The following is a 23,834-nucleotide window of genomic DNA, read 5'->3' as shown; positions in this document are numbered from 1 at the left end:
ATAGCATGGTACGTATTTTAAAAATATTTATAGTACTAGTTAGCGCGTCATGTTTTTCACAAACAAAATTACCTGCTTTTTTTGGAGATAATATGGTTTTACAACAACAAGAACAGGTTGCTATTTGGGGGCAAGATAACCCTGGAGTTTCTATTGAAATTAAGGCAAGTTGGGGAGAAAAAAGCTATACTAAAACAGCAGACAATGGCACCTGGAAAGCTACACTAAAAACGAATAAGGCTTCGTTTGACACACATACTTTAGTCATTATGGGTAGTACAAACGTAATCATAAATAATGTGTTAATTGGCGAAGTTTGGTTTTGTTCAGGTCAATCAAACATGGAAATGCCACTTAAAGGTTTTAAAAATTCTGTAGTAAATAATTCTGAAGCTTATCTAAATGCGGCTAATAATCCTAATATTAGATTATTTAATAACAATAAAAGCGCAAGTTTGTTACCACAAACTAATGTTAACGGTGTTTGGGAAGAATCTACTAAAGCTTCAGCAGCCGAGTTTAGTGCTATAGGTTATATGTTTAGTAAAAAAATATTAGATAACCTCAATATTCCTATTGGTATTATTGAGTCTTCATGGGGAGGTACCCGAATTGAGCCTTGGATACCTAAAGATAGCCTATTAAAGTATACAGATATTAAACATCCTGAAGTTTTACCAATAGAAATAAACAAACAAAAATTACCGTCATTGCTATACAACGCCATGATTTATCCTTTTCAAAATTATACAGTAAAAGGTTTTCTATGGTATCAAGGTGAAACTAGCCGAAACAATCCAAAACCATATAAAGCATATTTACATACTTTAATAAACTCATGGAGAGCCCAATGGGGTAAAGAGAAACTTCCTTTTTATATAGTTCAAATTGCGCCGTATGCCTACAATAAATTAAGAAAAACGGTACTAATTTATCCTGATTTAATTAGGGAAGCACAATTACAAACTGCTAGCGAAATGGCAAATACAGGTTTGGTTGTAACCACCGATGTTGGGAAATGTGATGATATACATCCTCCAGAAAAAGAAATAATAGCAAACCGTTTAGCAAATTGGGCGTTGGCAAATCAGTATAATATAAGTGGAATAGAGTATAGAAGTCCGGAATATAAATCTATGAAAACCGAAGAGAATAAAATTATTCTCACTTTTGAGTTTTTTAGTAATAATAAAGAGCACTGGTTTTTTGATTCAAACAAAACAATAAAAAGTTTTCAAATAGCCGGGGCAGATAAAAAGTTTTACCCCGCCAAAGTTAAAATCAACAAAAACCAAACACTTACGGTATACAGTAAAGAGGTAGTTATGCCTAAAGCCGTGAGGTATGGTTTTGAAGATTGCTTAAATGGAAGCCTATTTAGTATTTCAGGACTGCCTGTGTCGTCTTTTAGAACTGATAATTGGAACTAACTTTTTTTATTTAAGACTTTATTTTGAAGTGTTTTTAACCAAAAGAAAATTATTTTTAATTTTAATTTATTGAGGTTAGTCGTTAAGAACATATGATTTTTGCTTGCTATATTTTATCTACTTTCGCCATTCTTACTATTAAATTATTAAAGATATTTATTTTGCTTTGAAAACGGTTAATTCAATAACAAAACTCATCAAGATAGCTGTTTATGTTAAAATTACTTACTGAAGAAAAGGTGGTTCTAATTCGTGATTTTACTTGATGAATCATCGTATGTAATGCCATGAAATTCTTGCCTTTATTACTTCCTATTTGAGTGATATTATAATCTTTAGATAAAAGGCGTTTCTGCCATGAACACGCACATGGATATGCTTCATTAACTTTTGCAACATTATTAGGCATTGGGTTGGTGTCTTCCCAATCTTCATACCAATGAAAACCAGTTCTCCAAACATATTTAGCGGCTTCTAGATGGTTTAATATTGTACTTGCTAAAGAATAGTCAATACCTTTTCTTTATTGTAATACGTTTCTAAAACCTTGTCTTGGTTTTCTTTTCATACTTTATAAAAACATCAACTTGCTGTATATAAAGGTTGTTTAAGATCAGCATTATGTGTAATTATATATACTTTTGCATCTATGATTTTTAAATTAAAAGCTATTTCTTTATAAATAATTTATTTTTATTTCGTGTTTTTTAATTCTTATTGAGGTTAAAAGAAAATAGGTTTATGATTCATATAAAAAGAGATTTCACGCTAAAATTTGCACAAATTTGCTAGATCAAAGTTTCAAAAAAAATTAAACAATTTCTTGAAACGAACTATCCTTAAGGCAAACGACAAAGAATTCTGTGATCTTACATTGATTTTACTTTATTCGATTTATAAAATGCGTAGAACTAATTGAATGCTAAAGAAAAAATTTACGGAAGCGTTACCTCTAAAAATACAGGTAAATGATCAGAGATCATTCTTGCTTTTAATAGATTATTGCAGTCACTTACAAAATCAATAACACCCCAATTAACAGCATTCATTTTATGAGTATTATAATAAATATTATCGATTGCATGATTCATGTAATTGCCGTTTTTACATTTCCGTTTTAAACTCGTTGCTGTGTTTTTTATAGCGGATTTAAATCCCATTTTGTATAACGGATTCCAAACATTATGTTTTTCATTTAAATTAAAGTCACCTAAAATAATAATGTTATCTGTTTTTAATCTTTGAGGGTATTCTTTAAAATTAACGATCTCCATTTCTGGGTTTCTGCTATGAACACGTGCATGGATATTGATAAAATAAAAGGCTGTTTTGGTTTTTTTAATTTCAAATTTTGCCAAATAAGGTTCTCTTTCAATACTATTTTCTAAACTTTCGTCTAAAGTCGCCTTGCTTACAAGTTTTAATTTTGAGGTTTTCCAGATGTAAGCATAGCGTTCGCTAATATAACTAGACGGACTTTTGGTAGGATTGCTAATGCTATAATCCCATTTACTACCTAAGCGGTTTAATTCATCTACTATTTTTGCTACAGCTTGGGCTCCTGCCGGATCTTTTGCTACAACTTCTTGGATTGCAATAATGTCATGCGCCTTTATTATTTTGGTAATAGCAGTTATTTCATCTGCATTCTTACTTCTTCCTAAATCTTGAATATTCCATGTTAAGATTTTTAAAGCGATCTTCTTTTCTTGCTCTTTTAAACTAGATAAAACTCTATTTTCTTGGCTACTACTATAAGAAGCATTTGTAAAATTGAAAAAGAAAACAAGTAGAAATAATACTGATTTTTTCATGATAACTTTGGATGTTTTAGGTTGTGATTATCAAATATCTTCATAGACCTTAATATTCTGTGTAAACCTTTCGTGATCTACTCCTTGAAACCAGTCTAAACTTATCCATTTACCAGAAAAATCAATTCTATAATCAATACCTTTTAATTTGTTATTATTCGCCTCTTTATCCTCTAATAAAAACTCAGCAAATGCATGCCCTGAATCTCCATCATAACCGCCTACCATTCTTGACCTTAACCCAATTTGCCTAGCAAAGGAAGCCAGTAAAATAGCAAAATCATCGCAATCACCAGAATATTTACCCTTATACTTTAAAGAAAGTGTGGCTTCTGCAGACCGCCAAGTATCATGGCCACTAGCAGGATCAAATACATAATGCCAATGACTGAAAACATAATTTCTCATAGCAATAATTTGATTTATTTGGTTTGATCCCGTTTCTAGGTCTATTGTTAATTCATAAACTTCTTTTGCTATCAATCCTTCTACCTGTATTAAATCTCCTTCAGCTTCTGGAATTCTACTTTTAATCAATTCTTTCTTTATTACAATTCTTTCTTTGGGAGTAACCACATCCTCAATCATTACAATTTCTGGTTCTACATCTTTGATAATTGTATTCGGTTCGGGTATTGTGTTTTTTTTAGCAGCCTCTTTTTGCGCCATTGCAATTATTTGTGCCCTGCCAGATCTAGAACAACTTGTGCATGATGCATTTAAAATTAATAGTAAAAAAAATACCATACTAAAAATAACTATTTTATATTTCATTCTTTCTAATTAAAAAATTTGTCGATAACACTCTCTTCTTCTACTTTTGGTATATTAGTTAGAGGCACTTCCTTTTTATATAAAAACTTACCTACTTTTGAAGTTACTTGAATGGTAAACCTCCTATTATTATTTTCATTTTGCTCATCCCTTGACTGACTAAAATAACCACTACCCGCAATAATAACTTCACATTGACTTCCTAACCTTCTAAAATCGGCGCCTTGTTGTTTCCAATAATTGTATAATGATAGTGCGCGCTGATAGCTTAATTTATACCCTAAATTAGGGTTGTCTTTCCAGTTGTTATTATACCTTTGAGTGCTTCCCTCTATAATTAATAAATAATCTATTGTTTTACTTGTATCGATTATACTTTCAATTTTATCATATAAATTTTTACCAGCTTTAGCAATCTCAATCCTTTTATCTGTTGGTATATCAAAAACGTTTGAACTATTTGGTCTAAATTTAGCATCAATATTTAATTTATACCTTTTATTTTCTTTGTCAAATTGGTAATAGGTAGAGTCTAAACTTTCAATTGCTTTTTGAACATTTTTAATTTCTTTTAACTGTTGTGCTTGTGCCTCTAAAATTCCTTGTTTAGATCTCAGAATGGCGAATGATATCACGTATAATACGAGCATAACAAAGAACAAGCTAGTCATTAAATCCGCATAGCTCACCCAAAAAAAACCTGACTTTTTCATTTTTTACTTTTTTTTGACTGATTTTCTGTTTTTGGAATTATCTGAATAGAAAACCTCTTATTATTTTCTTCTGCTTCATCTCTACAAAGTCCATTAAATCCGCTCCCACAAATCATAACTTCAACATTATATTTTCTGAAATTAATGGATTTCTCTTGCCATAAATTATACACAGCGAGAGCACGTTCATAACTTTGTTTATACCCCCACGAATTATTAACGTTGATACTTTTATCTAACTTATTAGCCATATTACCTTCAATGACCAATAAATATGATTGTTCAGGATTGCTATTCTGCATGTTCTTTAAAAAATCTTCTAAAATTTCGCCTGCCTTAATAGTTATATCTTTAAATTCACTTTTTATATTCGTTTGTTTAGACTCAAAAATTTCTTTTCCTACCAAATTACGGGCTACAAATTTCTTACACTTTTCTAAATAAACAAAATATGGACTATCTTCTAATGGTTTAAATTGCTCTTCAATTTTCAATAATTTATTTAAACGCTGAATTTCTATGTTCAACTGTTCTTCTTTATTTTCTAATGAGCTAATTAGAGTAACATTTTCTTTAATCAACTGTTTGTTTTTTTCAATTACAGCTTTACTTCTTTCTAAAATATTCACGTTTTCTTTCATTTTAAACTGAAGAAAGCTAATTGTCACAACAAATAAAATTAACATTATAAAAAATAGACTTGTCATTAAATCTGCAAACCCAACCCAAAAAAAATTTGATTTCTTCATTATTTCATTAAATGAAAATATTGTAAGAGTGTATAGACCCCGTAATTTATAATAACGATATAAGTACCAATCTGTAATACTAAAAGTATTTTTTCTTGAAGTGATTTTTTCTTTTCTATAGTTTCAATTGGTAAAGGATTATTTGGACTATCATCTTTTTGATAGAATTGATTGTTTCCTTTTAATGCTAAAATTATTTCTTGACTATTTTTATTAAAAACATTGGCTAAATTTTTTTCTAAACTTTCTAAACGGACATTTATACTTGGCAGTTGATCTAATTGACTTAATTGATCAAGCAAATCTAATTTATCCAATTTTTCAAATTTTGGTCTACTATCCGCAAAGGCCATCTCTGTTCTTAAAATTTGTGCATCCATTGCTTCCATGAATTTTTCAATAGAATGGGTAAAAGCTGTTGAAAGTTTAGAATCAAAGTTTGCAATTGCTTCATTAAATGAGTTGAATTGTTCTTCAGTTAATCTCCCAAGTTCACTGATCGCTTTAGTCATTTTTGAATCAGCATTAATGACAGCTTCATTTACAGCATCCCCGTATCGTTCAAATGATTGAATGTGAGTGTTAAAAAAAGTAGTTGCAACATTACTTTCTTCAATATTTTTCTTAATTCCCTCTAGAACAATATTAATATTTTCTGTGCTCGAAATAAAACGCTGTAACTTGCTAACAAGATCAGTGGTTCCTTCCATTGAACTATTTAACTTATTATAATAATTTGCAAAATTCTTAAAAGAATCCATCATATTATCTAACTCACTAAATACTTGAACATTTGCCGATGTAATTTTAGCAACATCTAATTTCCTTATATCACGAATTAATTGCTGCTCTCTTTCAACAGTATTAGAAGTATTGCGCACAATAGCATCTAATTGAGAAATTGAACTACTTGTATTTCTTGCAAAAACATCTAATTTATCTGACAGAATAGCGACTTCAGGCATTTTACCGGTAGCCATTTTTGGCATTAATTCCGATTGTAATTTGGATAAGAATTCACTTTTTTCTTCATCCGCTTCTACTTGAGCATCTTTATAAATCTTTATCGAAAATACAGTAGTTATTATTAAGCCTATTACACTTGCAGACATTGCCCATTTTACACCATTAATAAGAGGCTGAATTGCATTTAAAGCATTACTATTAGCATTAAAGTTAACAGAAAAAAGTCCTATAATAATCCCCAACATGGTAGCGGCTAGACCTAAATATAAGGGCGCTGGTATTCTATTTTCAATTTCATTTTGCGATGTCTCTGTATGTTTATCTACAATATCTTTTATTAAATGGAAATCAATAGTTGCTCCTTTATTTTTAATCAAATAAACATTTATGTATTTCACCATTGTAGCCAACACGCGACTTTTATTGTTGTATTGCAAATAAGTAATATTTACAACACCTTCTTCTCCTTCAAACGTTAATATTTCATAAACATCTCCAGATTTAAAAACATTTTTTGAAACCTTTTTTTGAGTAATCGTAGGTAAGTCTTCAAAATCGAAAATTGCTTTGTATGCTCTTATCTTAAAATATAAATCTCTAGCAATTATAATCTGAAAGATTATGATGGTGATTATTATAAGTACTTCAAAATATTGGTACATAATTTTAAATAAATTTAATTCTTATTTTAGGGTTCACTATCCAATCTTCTCCTACTAAAGCTACTTTGCCCTCTTCTATTACTTTTATTTCTTTTGCAGAAGAACTGTATGCATTTTCATAGTTGCAGACCATTTCTAAAAAAGTATTTGGAGAGTTTAGCGCCCTAGATAGGTCTGCTGTTTCTATTAAACTAATTCTTCCTCGATTTGTATTTTTATCAATTTCAGCGACATACAAAGAAATTGGCTTTTCAGTTTCACTCGCCTCTTCGTTTGCAAATCTGTCATTCTCAAAAGGTGAAGGAAAGTATATCCGTTTTGTTATCGTTTGCTGTACTTTAGGAGTTGTTAAATCTATAGGTATTGACTTTATGTCTTCCATAGATTTTTTTGTTTCCTGGACTTCTAAATTATTTTTATTTGATTTCGGTTGATTCATTAAATCTGAATTCGTTTCTTCTAATAATTTAATTTTACTTTTTAAGGAATCAATTTCTTTATGTAATGAATTAATTTTATTATTAAAGGCCTTATTATTATCAATAGATTCAGAAGTTTGGTTCCTTCTGTTTTTTTTGATTCCGTTAATTTTATTTTTAGCCTTCGTTAATTTATAAGATAAATATAAAATTAATAATACAGCTAAAGCCAATAGTGGGTAAATTGTAATATTTACAAGATTTGATTTATTACTATTTCTTATAGAACTAGTGTTAGAAGCTGTATTTTTGGAAATATTCTCTTTTACAACTATTTTATTTTTATTTCCTGATTTAGGAAGTAAAGAATTATATTTTTTATTGATTATTAGAATTATATTTGAGCGATTATTTTTAGGGGCATTTGGAGGAACAAAACGTATATTCACGAAATTATTAACATTTGTGCTATCTACAAGTTCCTTCTTGTATTTTTTGAATACAGCCCTTTTTGTGCCTGACCAATTATCTTCTAATGAGGCTTCAAACTCCTCTAAATCTATTACTTCTGAATATTCATCGTAGCTTTTTTCTAAAGTAATATAGTCATCAAACTCTTTTTTTAAACTTTGTTTTACTTTTGATTTCTCCGTTTCTGCAGACCAACTTCTTAAGTCTGCCATGTAGGCAATAGTTAATTTAACCACTGCCCATTTATTCACTTTTTCATAAGAATCAATACTATCTTGTTTAGATTGCCCGTAATTATAATTCGTGAACAAAAAAACTACTATAAACAAATACCAAATTTTTTTCATAGTTTTAATTGATTATTCGTTGCTAATTTCATTCGCTAATTCATTTAATTTACCGATTAGCGGAAAAAAGAATAAGGTTTCACCCAAAGGGTCCTCATCAACTGTATCTGACTTTTGACTTTCGATTCCTTGCATTTCATAATCTAATAAGTCTTCAGATTTTATACTATTAAAAATCTTTGATGATTTGTTTGATATATCAAAAGCGTTTTTGAAATTAAGATCAATCATCAATTTATTAAAGAGCTTGTAAAAATCTTCTACATTTTGAACTACACTTTCTAAATATGGTTTTGTTAAATCTTTATATTTAATTGTATCTTCAGAAATATTACTTAGATTTTGAACTATTTTATTTCTACTCCCAACATTTACCTCAACAAGTTCCGTATGATTTAAATTATTTAAATTTGCCCCCATATAAAAGCCTCCTTTACAAGTAACTTCTTTTGGATTATTAGTTGCCTTTATCGTAATTTTTGCATCTGTTTCTTCATATACATTATTAAAAATAGCCTCGAAAAGTTTTTTTAAAGATTCATGATTTTTAGTGTCTCTATCCAAAATTTGCAATGTTTTAGAGCCTGTACCGCTGAAAACAATATTTCTAGGTGCATCAAATCCTTTTGTATTCATTAATTCTGCAATATGGTAGATAATTGCACTATAGAATAATAAAAAGATAATTTTAAAATCACTATCTCCTGCTAGTTCTTCAGAAAAATTGAGGTTTTTAAGTTGTTTGTCTTTGATGTTTTTATTGTCATGTAAGGAAAATAAAAAGTTAATTAAATCTTGAGATGTTTGATTTTCGTGAAATAATTTCTCGAGAATTTCTAATTCTACTTTTAATTCATTTTGAGAAAGTACTTCTTTAAACTTTGTATAATATTTATTTACAAAACCATTACCATTTATGTTTCCATTAAAACCATCTCCAAAAATTGCATTCCCAGCAAATCTAAAGGAAGATATTAATTTTGGTTCACCATCCGCATAAATCATAATATCTGTAGTGCCACCACCAATATCTATTGAAACAGAAGGCTTTGCCATCGTAGGTATTCCCTCTTTTGCTTTAAAATAATAAAATGGCGCTACGCTTTCAGGAAAGTCAAGCAAATTTTCGTCTTTTATATTCTTACCGAAAACTTCCTTAAAACTATTTTTCCAAATTGTTCTTAATCTATTTAAATGATTTGAAGTCATACTAACAGGATAAAACCAAGTAACCTTTGTGTTATTTATATTTCCATTATTTTTTAGTACTTTGTTTTTACATAATATTAAAAGCTCTTCAATATAAAGTTTAAGTCTATGCTTATCATCGGCATTATTATTCGCCCATTTCAAATCTGTAAATGCTTTTAAATAGGTTCTAATAACTACTTTCTCATAATCAAAACCTGCATTAGCATCTGCAAAGATAAATGTAGGTTGGTTATAATTTATATCCTTATTTTGAACTAAACAGGTTCTAAATGGCGCATTTCTCAACTCGTTATCTCCAAAGTATTTGCTAATTACCTCCTGTTCTAAGTGAGTTCCTGCGTCAAAAACACTTCTAATTTCCTGTGTTCTTATAGAAGTGTCTTCAGGTATTAAAAATACTATTTGAGTATCCTCTTTAGAGATATCAAAAGCTTTTTCGCTTCCTTGACCATCAATTTTATATTCTATATGAGAATTGGTTGTGCCAAAATCGATTGAAAACTCATAGTCATCACCTCCATTACCTTTATAATTTGGCCAAGTTGGAATTAAGTAATTCTCATAATTTCCATATTTAATTGAGATTGTATCAAACCGATCTTTGACAATTGTTTGCGTAGTTATATATGGAGTCTTTGATCTTTGCTTTTGATTTACAGGAATATTTTCATTGTTTTCTTTTGAATTAAAAACGGTTAAATCTAATGAATTTCCATTCTCTGGCATTACATCAGCTAATCCTAAAGCGTACATAATATCTACTTCTTCGCTAAAAACAAAAGGATAAATTGAAAGAGCAAACGATTTCTCTACCACACTTCCTTTTTTAGGATCATTGCTAGTTTTTGGATAATATATTTTTGAATATTGAATAAATCCTTTTTTAATAGGTATATTTAATTTAATTTCTACACTATCTCCAGCTCTAGCATTTAGCTCAATCATATTTTTATTTAAAATATCATCGACACTGAAATAATCAAAAAATCTTTTTGTGAGCGGTAACAGATATTTGTTTTCCCCAACCGTAAAAAACTTTTCCTTATCTATTTCATAAGGTAATTTAATAATTGTGCTCGATAAAAAGTCATTCATTGTTAAGTAAGGGTATAAGTCACCTTGCTCTGGTAATGTTCTTTTTGATAAAGGTCTACTATCTTCAACTGGCACAGTTGTAGCAGGATTCCATGAGTCTAACGTATATCTACATCTTGAATTAAGCGGGTCGACAGGTAAAACTAATGGTTTAAAACCTTTATTAGTTTTAGTTGTAACTATTGTTAAATCACTATTTTCTTGAATTTTTATTGGATCTAATACATATTGTTTTAATGACAAACCCCTTATCACTTCTATGGGTTGTCCTGCTTTTCCATTAAAAACTACATTTGGTAATGAATTTAAATAATGATCAGTATTAATATTCATTAATTCATTATAAAAAGTCTGATCTATTTTATAAATTTCCTGAAAGGATTTAATTAAATAACTATTAAACTCAGGAAATTTAGCATTAAAGTTATTCGTTTTAGACAATGCGTACAAATATTTTACATATTCTTTATCTCTTTTATATAAAGGATGTAAACCTTCATCTAACATAATATCATTCCCAAATTTAATATCAATTTCCTTTGCATTTGGCGCCGCAAAAAAAAGGGTTCTTGGAGATGTACCCCCAATAATCTTAAACTTGTATTTTAATATGTAAATTTTATCACAATCATTAAAATTATATTGTTGGCTATCTTGTTTTAAAAATAAATCAAGCGTATTACCTAAATGCTTCTGCTGGTCGTTGCCATTTAATAACGTATTTAAACTTGTTACTTTATCCCAAGCAACCAATTCTAAATCTTCTTTGTATCTATCGTAATTAAATAGAATTTGTCCTATATCTAGAGCGTCAGAAATTAATTTATGATTATCTGATGCTGTCGCTAACCCATGTGTTTCTACTCCATCTAATTGACCACTATTTCCAATAATATTAAATGCAGTTCTAACTAAATCAATTCTTGCAAATGGACTAGGAATAGAAGTTGGTAATTTTTTACCATCTCCACCATCTGTTATTATACTATCAATTAAGGTTGCATTAATTGGCGTAGATGCAAACCAATCATTTGTTAAAGCGCCTTGATTGTGTATTCTAAAAACTTTCTTTCCCATTTTTTTTAATTTAGAATGTTATTAAGTTGAACTGTTAAAATTTCATCAAACACTTTGATAAAACGTTCCTCTACCGTTACATTGTTTAGTTTTCCCTCTTTTACTAATTTGTGAGCATTTTTAATTAAAATATCGCCAGTAATTTTATTTCTTGATAAAAGACCTCCTTTTGAAACTTTATTTCCAATGATAAAATCTAATAAGGAGTCATGCTTTTGATTCTGATGAAAAGGAGTAAAAGAAATCTCATTTGTCGCCATTTCTCCGATCCATTCTTTGAAATAATTTAAAAAAGGAATAAATTCAATTTTATAAAAGTCAGAATTATAAAACTCCTTTTTAATCCCATTTTCACCATTATAACTGCCTGGGGATTTCAATAATTCGCCCATAGATTTTTCAATAAACGTATCAAATAAGTACATTTTTGATAAGGGAACTCTCAATTTATCTTTTGCGTCTTGTCCTAAACTATCAAATTTCAATTTTAAACTTCCATCTTCAACCCCAAACTCTTTAATAGCGGTTTGATTGCTTTGAGAAACAACGGGTATACTTTTCACAAAATCAACAATAGCTAGCGCACCTGCCAATTCAACAAAATGTGCCTTATTCTTTTGAGCTAATTTTCCTACCGCATATTTCATATTATTATTGGCATTATCACCTAAATAATAAAATGCATTTAATATGCTATTATTGTTATTAAAAATTGCGTGTTCATAATAACTTAATGCGGCTTTTGCTTTTCCGAAAAATGTTGCAGAATCTATTGCTTTTTTAGTATTGTCATTATCAGATACTTTAAAGTATGGTAAATAAGAAATGGCTCCAATAGTTGCTTTACTAATTAAATTGGAATTTAACTTACTTGCATCATTGGTTCTTAAATTTTTCAATAACAACGGGAATCCAGAAGCTCCGGTTCCTCCAAAAATTGAACTAATTATAAAAATTGCATCTCCTTGATTGAAAGAATTCGAAAATTCTACGTACTCATTTGAATCTACAATTTTATTTAAAACGACACTTCCTATATTTGGGTTTCCTTTGAAACCGACTGTCATATCTGCCTCAATGTTTTCTTTGCTAAATAATAAATCAATCAATGCTTTATTTTCATCATCTAATCCATTATAATCTATGGATTGTCCAAATTCTTGACCGCTACCGTCTATACCAAACTTAAAGTTGTTACTTAAATTTGGGCTATTTTCATTTGTTAGCTGTGTTAGTGTTTTTATTTTAGTTCCAAACAGGGCATTTTCACTCCCTGCTTTGTTTACAATATTTTGATACTTTGTTAAAATATCTGCTGTTCTATTTAAATCTCCATTTGCTGTATCGGGATCAATAATAATTGGCACTACAGTATTAAAACTACTATCTAATTTTACACCTGAAGCTAATAACATTGCTAATGCTTTAATTACTCTGGAACCCGTGCCTCCAATTCCAAAAACGTATAATTTATTTGCCATAATTTAAAAGGGATTGTATCTATTATTAGTACTTATTAATCTAAATGGGATTATTGAGAGGATAATTGAAATAATTAATGCGTAAAAGAATGAAATCATACTCATACTTAAAGCGAAATTAAAGGGATCAACCCCATCTCCAGTAAAGCCTCCTATTTTCATGCGCAAACAAACATTCAATTCTATTAAAATTTTTTGTGTTAGAATAGCACTAATTAATGCACTAATTATAATCGTTAAAATCCATTTTAACTTTGGGTTTTTAATAGGATCCCATATTTTATAAAAACCTAAAAGTAACAAGACAGGAGTTATTAGTAAAACACCTACCATTTTAGCATAATCAAAATTGTTAAAAATACATTGTAATAATTCATTATTTGTTTGGTAGTCAAAAAATGCTTCATACAATGGAGCAAATATGTTGTTTAGGAATTCAATCATAATTGTTAAGGATTAATTTTTATTATAAGATTAAAATATTCGTTCTTTTTATTAATTTTTTCATAGGCTTTGTTTATACCAAGCATTAATTTGTCAAATGAAAAAGTTTTTGTAGTATCATTTTGTATGGCGCAATCGTTAGCAGTTCCTGTTTTTTTTATCCAACTGGGAACTTTAATATCCAATTGAATTTTTAAATCACCATACAATTTTGTTTTTCCCTTCAATATTATGATATGAGAGAAATCTTTATCTCTTGATTTAATATCATTCTTAGTTGCTTGGTCAAGGTTCCTTAAATCTTTAATTTCAAGAACTTCATAATCAGTATTATCAGAAATAGTGTAATTTTCTGTATCTAAAAGATAGTCCTTAGGAATTGATAAATTAGTAAAGTTCACTCCCACAGCAAATTGAAGATAAGCCTTACTTATATCTGAATTACGAGGCTCATACCTTTCTTCAAGATCAATAGATTTAATTATTTTATTTTTTCTATCCGAAGGTTTAAAAGAACCTTTCTTATCCTTTCCGTTTAAAAGAATTGAATAATCAACTTTTATTTCTTTTGTTATGAAAAATCTAGCTTGTTCTTTAAAGCCATTTAAATCTTCCAAGACTACAATTTCTTCAAGGGCTTTATCTATGACCTCTTTATTTCCAAATAAAAGAATATAATAAGGTCTTTCCTGGTCTATTTTTACACCTCCCTTAATAGGACAACTTTCAGAATAATATCTTCCTGTAAAATTAGAAGCCATTTTTAAGACTACTGTTTCAAGCTCGTTTTGTTTTAATGCATTTTCAAAAGCTTTTTCTATGTCTTTTTCAACATCTCCAAGTGTTAAACCACCACTGCTCATGGAATAAATACCATCAGTAACAACAATGCTTAAATTATTACCAGCAGCATTTTTTATAGCATTTGTAAAAATAAATTTATGGTCCGAATTACCTGTATTTCCAACAGATATGTTTCCTTTCCTAATTTTGTCTAGCATCGAATCCGTTTTGTGAACTTTTGTATTCACAAAATAATTATGTATCGAATCTCCTTTAAAATTATAAATAATTTCAGCCATAGAGTGTCTGAAATCTTCACCCTTGAGGTAACCATTCATGCTTAATGAGTTTTCAAAATAGAAATTTATTTTATTTATTTTAAACTTCTCTTTCTCTAACTTAACTGTATCTAATAGTTTTGGTAGTCTATCTGCACGGCAACCCGTGATAAAAATAAACACAAAGAAAATTGTTGAAATTTTGATATATTTTTTTTTCATAAATTAATAAGTTTATTTTTTGTTTATATTATATCCTACTCTTTTCACCTCCTTTAAAATTCACAAACTTATTTTTCAAGAAGTATGGCAAGCTTTGCAACAATAAAAACAACCGTTTGATTGTGCATAAATAGTTTTAGCTTTTCTAATGGCGGCATCGCAACCATAATAATCACCTACGTCTATACTACTTATAATTGAAGATAAATACATACAATCTTCTTTATGTACTTCGTGATCTCCGTTTTCTTGTGCTTTATTATTTACGTAATAGGTTGTCATTGCTTATTTTTTTTTCAAAAGTAGAACTTATTAAAAACAACGCCTTACAGAAAATCGTAAGGCGTTGAAATAAAACTCTCTCTTCGCATAATACTATTATAAAATTTTACTTGCCAGATATTTTGGATACCGTAAACATTGATACTTTTGTTGAACTTTTTACGAACTGCTGGCATATTTTAACTAGGTATCCATATTTTTAGTTCTACATCTAAATCAAAAGCATCTACTGTTTCTAAAGAAAACCTAGAGACACTTTTATAAGGCATCGATATATATTCTATTTTACCGCCAGTTAAACCTTGAATATCTATAAGTATCGATTTTTTATTGGTAAACATAAAAATATCTCTAAAAAGTTTAAAACCTAATTCAACCACTTCGCTTTCTATGAGTAATCTTTTATATTTCTCATATAGTTTTTCTGTAAAAACTTCACCTGCGTTTTCGAGTGATTGATTAAATAGTCCCATTTTTTTCTTTTCCTTCTGATTAAAAGTCAAAACTAACACTATAAAACAAAAAAAGACTACGGGTTTCCGTAGTCTGCATAATTTTATTTAAATCAAGTGTTAAATAAGTCCGAAATCTTTAGCTATAGCTACCAAGTGCGCAGGGTTTTTTGCATTAAAATGTTCTTTCAAAATTTTTAATCTTTTTTCTACAGCACTTACACTAGATGGTATGGTGCCTTTCTTTTTTAATTTTTTACTGATGTCTTCTTGCAGAAAACCTTGCGATAAAGACGCGATTAAAAAAACATCAAATTCGGTAATCTCTATAGCTTTTTTAGGATGTACTGCACTATTTAATTCTGGCGAAATATAAAACTCGTTGGAAGTAAAAACGGAATGGATTGCTTCTTTTAATTCTTTTAATCCGTTTCTATTTTTCCAGACGTAGCCTTGAATTTTTAGAGTATGATATAAGTGTTGAATTCTATAAGGTTTGTCTTCAACTGAAAAAACAATTATTTTTAAATCAGGAAATTCTGTGCGTATTTTTGCTATCAGCTCTTCACCCGATTTTAATTTTTGCGGAGTACCATCATTCACAAATGACAAATCTGAAATAATCAAGTTGTACGGTTCTTTTATGACAGCAGCATTTTTAATTTTATAAAAAGCTTCATCGCAATAAGGAACAGAATCTATTTGTTTTATTTCCATTTTTTCTAGGGCAGAATTTATGCCACTATTGATAACATCAAAATCTTCTACAACTAAAACTTTTTCTATCATTTTTTATTTTTTAAAACTGAAAACGACTTTCAATCCGCCCGTAATTCGGTTTTCAAAGATAATTAATCCTTTAATAGTTTTTGTACGGGTTTCCATATTTATAAGTCCATTTTTAAAAATAATTTTTTCATCCTTAAAACCTACGCCGTTATCAGCATACACAACCTCTAAATAATTCTTTATTTTTTTACAAGAAATGACCACCAAGCTAGCTTTGCTGTGCTTTTTCATATTTACAAAAAGCTCATTAAAAACACGATAAAACACAACTTGCTTTTCTTGCTCTAATTCGTTTAAATTTAAATCAGCTAAATCTTTTAAAGTAATTTTACAATCATCCGAATTATAACTTGCTACTAAATCTCTAAAATAATTTTCAAAATTGTTACCTGTTTCAATAGAATCATTCTCATGAGAAATTGATCGCGCTTGCATATATATTTTATCTAAATCATGTATAATATCTTGCGTCTTAAATTTTGTACTCTGAATCTTGGTAAGTGTCTTAAAAATATCGTTTCCTAATTCGTCGTGTAATTTTTTTGCTATTCTTATTTCTGTGGTATAGGTTTCTTGTAAAATTCCTTTTTTATGCTGTTGCTTTCTTTTGTACATCAAAAAAAGCAAGCCCAATACTAATAAAACACCAACAATTAAAAGGTTTTTTTTCTGGTTAATTTCTTGCTCGGCAATCCACCTACTCTCAATAGACAGTGTCTTAAATTTTTGCTTTTCTTTTTCTTCTTCTTCAAAATTGTATTTAATTTTAGCAAACTTATACTGTCTTTTTATTTCTGTTTTTTGTAAACTATCTCTTAAACGTATACTCTCTTTATAATATTTTATAGATTTCTGGGGCGTTTGCAGTGCTAAAATTTTTGTTATAGCTTCAATTTGGTCTTTTGGTCTCGATAATTTTTTTGAGGTTTCGTACATTTTCTCCGCATAAACCAATGACTTCATTTTATCTTTTCTATTAAAAAAATCTGACAAATGACTATAGCTAGCTAACAGCCCATAATTATCTTTTTGTGCTATTCTAATCGATTTAGCCATTAATAACTCTTTTAAAATGGGCTCTTCTGGGTTCTTTAACCATTTTACATCTGCTAAATTATCAATAATTCTTGCTTTTGTTTTTAAGTCTTTAATTGAGTCTTTTAATAAGTCTTCAAGAATTAAAATCGATTTTGAATAATTTTTGAGTTCTTTATAAACGTTGGCCAAATTATTTTTATAAATTATTTTTGACCTTTGACTATTTGAAATATCGATACTTTTTAGATAATAAGAAATTGCATCGTTATATAAAAATCTATTTTTAGAATTGATCGCTAAAATATTATAGGCAGATGCTGTAGTTATTTTTCTTTTTTTGTTGATAAACTTTATGGATGCTACTGCACATGAATCACTTTTAGAATAACTTCCAAAATTTGATTCTATATAAGCAATATTCAGAAAACAGCGCCCAACATAGATACTGTCTTTTCTATTCAAAAAATATTCTTTTGATCTATTATAATAATAAAAAGCGCTGTCTCTTTGATCTTTTTTAATAAAATACCCCCCTAACTTATAATTAATATTTCCTAAATACTGATCATTATTCTTAACATGATCTAACTGTAACATCTCTTTAGAATAATAAATTGAGCTATCAATTTTATTCAGTTTACCGTATAAGTAGCTAATATTATTAAAAATCATATACCTATCGGCACTATTTAGAGATGCTTCTAGCAGTATTTTTTTTGACACCTGAAGTTTTTCTTGATACTTAAGTTTTTTATATGCCGAACTCTGATACGTGTTTTGCACTTCAGATGTTTTTTGAGACGAATTATTTTCTTTAAAAACTTCTTTTTTACAGGATAAAAAGAATAATATTATAAAAAAGAGGAACGCAACTTTTACTTGTTTCATTCCTCTAAAATACTATTATTATTTAAAATTACTAGCCTCCATTTGTAGGTTCTTCTTCTTCATCAAAATCTTCTCCATCTTCTCCTCCGGTTACTGAAGTCTCTAACTTTATAAATTCATTTTCTAGGTTTTCATCTAAATCGGTACAAGATGTAAAAACACTGTTTGCAAATACTATTGCGAATACCAAAAATATTTTTTTCATGATTGCTCTTTTAAAAATTAAACAATAGTGTTGCTATCCGAATTTTTAGAATTCAGCTTTTTTGTTGTTCACAACACATAAACATTTAAAAGAGTCGCGCGCCTCTTCTGCGGGAAGTTTTTGCATGAAATAGTTGTATAAGTCTGTTTTCCCAAGACAAAAAAACAAAACGATTCTATGCTCTTTTTCTGAATTAATTATCTGTCTTTTTTTTAGAAGATTAATTCTTATGCAAAGATCAACAGTCATTTAAAACTAATAGTAATAAAGGTTTAGACAGTTTTTAGACATCAATAAATTGTCTAATTTTTGACAAGTTTAACTAGAGTTTGTCTAAAATGTCTATTTTTGAATCCTTAAATAAGCAGCTATGATCAAACAACTTGTTATAGATTTTTTTTGTGAGATTGAAAAACGAGAACTGAAGAAGAATAAAAATGCGAAAGCTGTCTTTTGGGTTCAAGAGCTTCAAGAAGTTGGGTATCATGATAGAAATTATATTGGAGTAAAAAAAGCAACAAGAATTTATGAAAAGTATGTTGAAAACAAAAAAAAGGTAAGTGTAAAAGAGCCAGATAAATTTCTGTGTGATGTGATGGCACAATACTTAAATTATAAAAATTATGAGGAGTATGCAGCAGAAAAAGGACCAACAGAAAAAATTATTAAACGCAGCAATAAGAAGAATACTTGGCGTTTTAAAGAAAAAGTATCCGCCCAAAAAATAATGGTCTCGGTTGGTATACTATGTATCTTTCCGCTACTTTTTTTTATTTACAGATACAACACTGCTGCCACCGCAGATTGTATTATTTGGAATACTAATCTTTTCGAAGAATCTTCTTGTGCCGCAAAAAATGCAATCAATAATGGGCGGTACAATATTGCTATTGATAAATTTAAGAAGATAGAAGTAACCAACGAAACTTCTTTTTTCTCCTACGGAAGACCAACTATATGGTATGGAAAATCGGAGATAGGAGAAATTAGTTTTTTTACACATCGAGGTATACACCCAGAAACCTTAAAAGAATTAAAACCGATTACGACTTATATTATTGATAAATATGTTTTGGTTGATCAAAATGAGAAAACAAGCACAGATTAATTGTTTGTTAAACAGTATTTAAAAGAACCAAAATAAAGGCATTATAAAAGATCGGAAGCGTATAATTCCGCCATCAATAAAAGTTAATTCCGCTACTTTATTACTGGCAAACTATAAAAAATGATACCATGCATGCAGTATTTTATTGATAATCTTTTGATAAAATAGTTTAAAATAAAAAGTAAAAGTAGCTCTTACTGATAGTATTACGATACCTTAAAGAAAGTATCATTTTCTAAATAAACGATAAACAAGAAATATAACTAGGGTTTATTTTGGCATTGCTAATTTTAATTCCATTTTATATTTCCCTCATGAAAAACAGCTTTTTTTCGTATTCTTACTTTATGTATTAGTTTACTTTATTAATTTAAATATCAGAACTTTATAATTGACCACAGTTTCCCTTATTATGTAAATCAACAAAGATTAGGCAGCGCAACCATTGCCGGAGACACCATATTTATTGCTTCTTCTAGAACAAATACTTTAAGGTTTCAATTTACAAATAGAGATATCAATAATCCGCTTGTGATTATCAACAAGGGCGGTCAAGTAAAAATTGAGAGGCGCGACACCTACAGGTGGCGCACTATTACTTTTGAAAATTGTAGGTATATAAAAATTAGTGGCGCCGAACATCCAAACTACAAATACGGATTTGAATTATCTGCGGATGAATGCGGATTAGTGTTTGCAGAATTAAGTTTTGATTGTGAAGCTGAATTTATAAAAATAGATCCCGATGGGTTTTTCGGTATTATGACTAAAAAAAATTATAATAGCAATCCTCCTTTTCATTAACCTGTCTTTAAAAATTTAAGTATACACGATTGTTTTATAGAAAATGTATCAGAAGGGATGTATTTAAGGGAAACCAAATCACCAGGAATGGAGTTTAAACATGTCAAAATGTACAATAATATTGTTCGAAATACCTTAAGAGAATCTATACAAATAGCCAATATGGTTGAAGATGTCTAAATTTATAATAATACACTCTTAAATGCAGCTTTAAGTAATATCCAGTATCAAACCAGCATCCTACAAATTGGCGTTAACAGTGTTGTAAATGCCTAGAACAATAATCTTATAGAAGCTCCTTCAACGGGTATTGCAATATATGGCAAAGGCCATAGTACGTTTAGCAATAATTACATAGCTTCTAATTTAGGAATTTTTACAGACAACCGTTCAATTAGTGATACGCTCGCTCCACTAAAAATCAATCGAAATTATTTTAAAACAATTAACGGAAATCATATTATAAAAAATTACAACGAAATTAACTAGGTAACTGCAGAACATAACCACTATGATACCGATGTTACATTTTTCCTAAATCAATCTGATAACTCAAATTACTTTACAGAAAATGCCAGAGAAAAAGCCATAAGCCACTCTTGGAAACCAGCTATAAAAACACCAATGCTCTGTATTATGTCGTGATCGATTTAGGAAAAGAGTATCATAATTCAGAAGTACATCTTCACGATATGCACGATGCTTATGATTTTTCTATTGAATATGGAAATTCATCCAATAGGGTTGCTTTATTTATTTATTAGATAAATTTCAATTCTAAAATAAACATATAAAAGAAATCGACACACGTTGTTTACGTTTATCTATGAAAGAAAGTCCATTCGCAGCGATTAATGCAATATTTATATTTAAATACCCTGTTCCTATTGGATTCAAAATAGAGGAACCGAAAAAAAAAGAGATTATCGATGGCAACGATATAAAAATAACACCAAACATAATTACAGATTTGGTAAAATGAGGAAGTTTAAACACGCCATTAGTTTTGCTTGATGAACAGCATTTAGATGAACAATAAGGAGAACATGCAACCAGTAATTCTTGGAAACTAAATTACATTATGAAGCAGGAATCTTATCATGTACTTATCGATTTAGAGAAAGGGTGCAAAATCTCTCAAAAAAATTTGAATGATATGCATAATAAGCAGGATCTCTCAATAGAATACGGCGAAATATCTAAATGGACTATTTTTTTTATAGACCCTTGCGATAGTTTCAAAAAATGGAATACAAACAGAACACCATTTTCACTAGGTATTTACGATTCTCATTGTATCAAAATGTAAATGCATTTGTAAACGACATATTTATTTACGGAACCGCAGTAGAATTCAATGCAGCAAATCTATAAATACATGGACAAGTGCAATCATAGAACCTGATGCATCTGCTTCCAATTCTGAAAGTATTGAATTATAACCAAACCCTGTAGAGCATAATTAAATATAAAATTTTCAAGTAAAATGATGGTGATAAATACTTTGCTCACTAGAAATTTATTAGAAGAAAAAACATTTATCGCAAAGAAATATTAATAAGTAGTAAAAAACAATTTTTTAAGTTAAATTCTATTCAACTACCAAAAATAAAAAGAGTTTATTCTTTATCCATAACCTATGAATCCAGAGCATTAAAAACTTTTAAATTAATAAGAAATTAGCTTCAAATTGGTGGTATATAAATTTTATAAATGATGACTAACTAAATTGCACTTGCTAAATTATTATTAGATTTACTTGCTGATAACCCTAAATAAGTAAATACAAATCTAAAAATAGAGCTCATCATTACTATTTTATAAACTTAAATATAATTACAGAAGAATTAAACCTGATTATATCCAATTCTAAAGATTATTTTAGAAAACTAATATTGAAGATTTCCTCTTCGAGAAAATAGGATTTTATATCCTCGTATGATCTTGGCTAAATGAACACTATAAAAAGTAGTTACAAAAAATTGATAACTAGCAGCACTCCGCAAGAAAATTTTAACTAAAATTACTGCTTATTATAAAAAAATACTAGTCGGTTATAATAAATTAGAAAAGCGTTATCAATAATTTATATTCTCTTAATTCTAAAAGACTTTCAAGCCAATTCAAAGATTAATGAAGTGACTTTAAAATAGCAGATATAATGGTCATTAACCTCAGAGTAATTATACTTTAAAGTTGTCTTACAATTTTATTCATTTTTCTTTTCCATTGACCTTTCGACTTCGCTCGGGATAAATACCAAGAAACAAAAATCTAGACTTCTGATAATTTTATTGAATTCTACAAGATATTTCGCTATCGTGTCCAGACCGAAAAAGAGCTGTAAGACACTTAACCGCTTTATATCTTTTGAATTCTTACTAAAATTATCGTATGTCGGGTTTAGATTGTGAATGTTATATTCCGAAACTTCGGGAGTAGAAATCTGTCATCTAACGCAAGGAACTGATGTTGCCCTTTAACAAAATAGGTCCTTTAAAAAGTAAACTTCTATTGATGCGAGTTTAATCGTTATAAAAGCTTTACAAAAGAATAGAATTAAACAAATTGGAATGCTAGTGACAAGGAAAGTACCACCCTAAAAAAAATAAAAGATCGTATTTAAAATACAAGTCAAAAATACTTTCTATTCGATGTGTTTTTTAATCAAGTACTTGCAAAAGCAAATAATTAGTTTGTAATCTCTATAAAAATGATCTAAAAGCCGCGCTTATGACACTAATATACTCTTTAAACGATGGCTAGATACAGAAGATGTATCTAAATTATTTACAAACCTATCCTAGATTTATAACCAAGAAAAGTATAAAACTTCGAAACTTATAAGGCTGGCTAAATGGCATGAAAAAGTGCCGCAAGCACAAATTAAAGGCCTTTATAGTAGTGCTAGAATACTGCTTTACACCATAAGAATATATTCCACAGCATAATAATAAAGCAGTAAATACTCACATGCAATCTTAATGCGAAAAGCAAACAATTTAAAGAAAGATTTCAAGGTGCTATAATATAGAAATATTTATTTTTCGACTTTAAACGGGATATTACTAACTATAACATTACAGAACTTCTCGACGTACTCTTTAATGCTCTGCTATTTGGAAACAGTAAAACCTGCATATATTTTTTTAGTTTCCCACTATTTATGCTTAGCCACTACATCCCCCAGCATACAATTTTTAACAAGCCCTACTTAAGCTATTAAGATTAACAACTATCTCGTTTTTGGTCATAAAAAAACCTCAATCGTTAGATTGAGGTTTTAAGTATCTGAACAAGGTTCAGATCTAAGAAAGGCGGCGACCTACTC

Annotated in this window: 20 protein-coding genes and 1 pseudogene; 5 read left to right on the top strand and 16 right to left on the bottom strand. The window is 29.0% G+C overall.

The features are described 5' to 3' along the window. Positions 1–5 precede the first annotated feature (5 nt). On the top strand, positions 6–1,430 hold the full coding sequence (locus ES044_RS05330; protein ID WP_147118315.1) for a sialate O-acetylesterase: 1,425 nt from the start codon (positions 6–8) through the stop codon (positions 1,428–1,430). A gap of 106 nt (positions 1,431–1,536) precedes the next feature. Here ES044_RS05330 and ES044_RS05325 read toward each other — a convergent pair. From ES044_RS05325 to ES044_RS18455, 16 genes and pseudogenes are all read right to left on the bottom strand, one after another. Continuing rightward, positions 1,537–1,776: pseudogene (locus ES044_RS05325) on the bottom strand (IS1595 family transposase); the annotation flags it as partial. Between the two features lie 589 nt (positions 1,777–2,365). Next, on the bottom strand, positions 2,366–3,244 hold the full coding sequence (locus ES044_RS05320) for an endonuclease/exonuclease/phosphatase family protein (protein WP_147118314.1): 879 nt from the start codon (positions 3,242–3,244) through the stop codon (positions 2,366–2,368). A 30-nt stretch (positions 3,245–3,274) separates the two neighbouring features. Further along, positions 3,275–4,018: a transglutaminase-like domain-containing protein gene (locus tag ES044_RS05315; protein ID WP_147118313.1), complete on the bottom strand. Its 744-nt coding sequence runs from the start codon at positions 4,016–4,018 to the stop codon at positions 3,275–3,277. Between the two features lie 5 nt (positions 4,019–4,023). Further along, on the bottom strand, positions 4,024–4,731 hold the full coding sequence (locus ES044_RS05310; protein WP_223269120.1) for a hypothetical protein: 708 nt from the start codon (positions 4,729–4,731) through the stop codon (positions 4,024–4,026). Then, entirely contained in the window at positions 4,728–5,480 is a 753-nt protein-coding gene (locus tag ES044_RS05305; RefSeq protein WP_147118312.1) for a hypothetical protein, read from the bottom strand. Before ES044_RS05305 ends, ES044_RS05310 begins: the two co-directional genes overlap by 4 nt. Then, positions 5,480–7,108: a hypothetical protein gene (locus ES044_RS05300; protein ID WP_147118311.1), complete on the bottom strand. Its 1,629-nt coding sequence runs from the start codon at positions 7,106–7,108 to the stop codon at positions 5,480–5,482. The genes ES044_RS05305 and ES044_RS05300 overlap by 1 nt, the downstream gene beginning before the upstream one ends. A gap of 4 nt (positions 7,109–7,112) precedes the next feature. Next, positions 7,113–8,345 (bottom strand): hypothetical protein, encoded by a 1,233-nt coding sequence (locus ES044_RS05295; RefSeq protein ID WP_147118310.1) that lies wholly within the window; start codon positions 8,343–8,345, stop codon positions 7,113–7,115. A 12-nt stretch (positions 8,346–8,357) separates the two neighbouring features. After that, positions 8,358–11,729 carry a hypothetical protein gene (locus ES044_RS05290; protein WP_147118309.1) on the bottom strand — a complete coding sequence of 1,124 codons (3,372 nt, stop codon included), beginning with the start codon at positions 11,727–11,729 and terminating at the stop codon, positions 8,358–8,360. A gap of 5 nt (positions 11,730–11,734) precedes the next feature. Further along, positions 11,735–13,210 carry a hypothetical protein gene (locus ES044_RS05285; protein WP_147118308.1) on the bottom strand — a complete coding sequence of 492 codons (1,476 nt, stop codon included), beginning with the start codon at positions 13,208–13,210 and terminating at the stop codon, positions 11,735–11,737. A 3-nt stretch (positions 13,211–13,213) separates the two neighbouring features. After that, a complete protein-coding gene (locus ES044_RS05280; protein ID WP_147118307.1) occupies positions 13,214–13,654 on the bottom strand; it encodes a hypothetical protein in 441 nt (146 codons plus the stop codon). Positions 13,655–13,659: 5 nt separating this feature from the next. Then, positions 13,660–14,937 carry a hypothetical protein gene (locus tag ES044_RS05275; RefSeq protein ID WP_147118306.1) on the bottom strand — a complete coding sequence of 426 codons (1,278 nt, stop codon included), beginning with the start codon at positions 14,935–14,937 and terminating at the stop codon, positions 13,660–13,662. A 75-nt stretch (positions 14,938–15,012) separates the two neighbouring features. Beyond that, on the bottom strand, positions 15,013–15,219 hold the full coding sequence (locus ES044_RS05270; protein WP_147118305.1) for a hypothetical protein: 207 nt from the start codon (positions 15,217–15,219) through the stop codon (positions 15,013–15,015). Between the two features lie 179 nt (positions 15,220–15,398). Then, positions 15,399–15,692: a PH domain-containing protein gene (locus ES044_RS05265; protein WP_189663194.1), complete on the bottom strand. Its 294-nt coding sequence runs from the start codon at positions 15,690–15,692 to the stop codon at positions 15,399–15,401. A 99-nt stretch (positions 15,693–15,791) separates the two neighbouring features. Further along, on the bottom strand, positions 15,792–16,460 hold the full coding sequence (locus ES044_RS05260; protein ID WP_147118304.1) for a response regulator: 669 nt from the start codon (positions 16,458–16,460) through the stop codon (positions 15,792–15,794). A 3-nt stretch (positions 16,461–16,463) separates the two neighbouring features. Next, a complete protein-coding gene (locus ES044_RS05255; protein WP_147118303.1) occupies positions 16,464–18,386 on the bottom strand; it encodes a sensor histidine kinase in 1,923 nt (640 codons plus the stop codon). Between the two features lie 31 nt (positions 18,387–18,417). Then, positions 18,418–18,591, bottom strand: coding sequence for a hypothetical protein (locus ES044_RS18455; RefSeq protein ID WP_189663193.1), 174 nt, complete (start codon positions 18,589–18,591; stop codon positions 18,418–18,420). A 370-nt stretch (positions 18,592–18,961) separates the two neighbouring features. Between ES044_RS18455 and ES044_RS05250 the strand changes: the two genes are divergently transcribed. The 4 genes from ES044_RS05250 (at position 18,962) to ES044_RS19200 (ending at position 21,877) form a co-directional block, all read left to right on the top strand. Then, positions 18,962–19,699, top strand: a complete 738-nt coding sequence (locus ES044_RS05250) for a hypothetical protein (protein ID WP_147118302.1) — start codon at positions 18,962–18,964, stop codon at positions 19,697–19,699. A gap of 531 nt (positions 19,700–20,230) precedes the next feature. Further along, complete coding sequence (locus ES044_RS05245) at positions 20,231–20,503, top strand: hypothetical protein (RefSeq protein WP_147118301.1); 273 nt, start codon at positions 20,231–20,233, stop codon at positions 20,501–20,503. Between the two features lie 599 nt (positions 20,504–21,102). Further along, positions 21,103–21,267, top strand: coding sequence for a hypothetical protein (locus ES044_RS18450; protein ID WP_189663192.1), 165 nt, complete (start codon positions 21,103–21,105; stop codon positions 21,265–21,267). Between the two features lie 481 nt (positions 21,268–21,748). After that, the gene (locus tag ES044_RS19200) at positions 21,749–21,877 is read left to right on the top strand and encodes a hypothetical protein (RefSeq protein WP_262712397.1); all 129 of its coding nucleotides are present in this window, start codon (positions 21,749–21,751) and stop codon (positions 21,875–21,877) included. Positions 21,878–23,834 lie beyond the last annotated feature (1,957 nt).

This window comes from Polaribacter sp. IC066 (assembly GCF_007997085.1).
In the GTDB taxonomy this organism is placed as follows: Bacteria; Bacteroidota; Bacteroidia; order Flavobacteriales; family Flavobacteriaceae; genus Polaribacter.
Note: the sequence above shows the minus strand (reverse complement) of the source record. Positions and strands in the feature narration are given on the sequence as shown.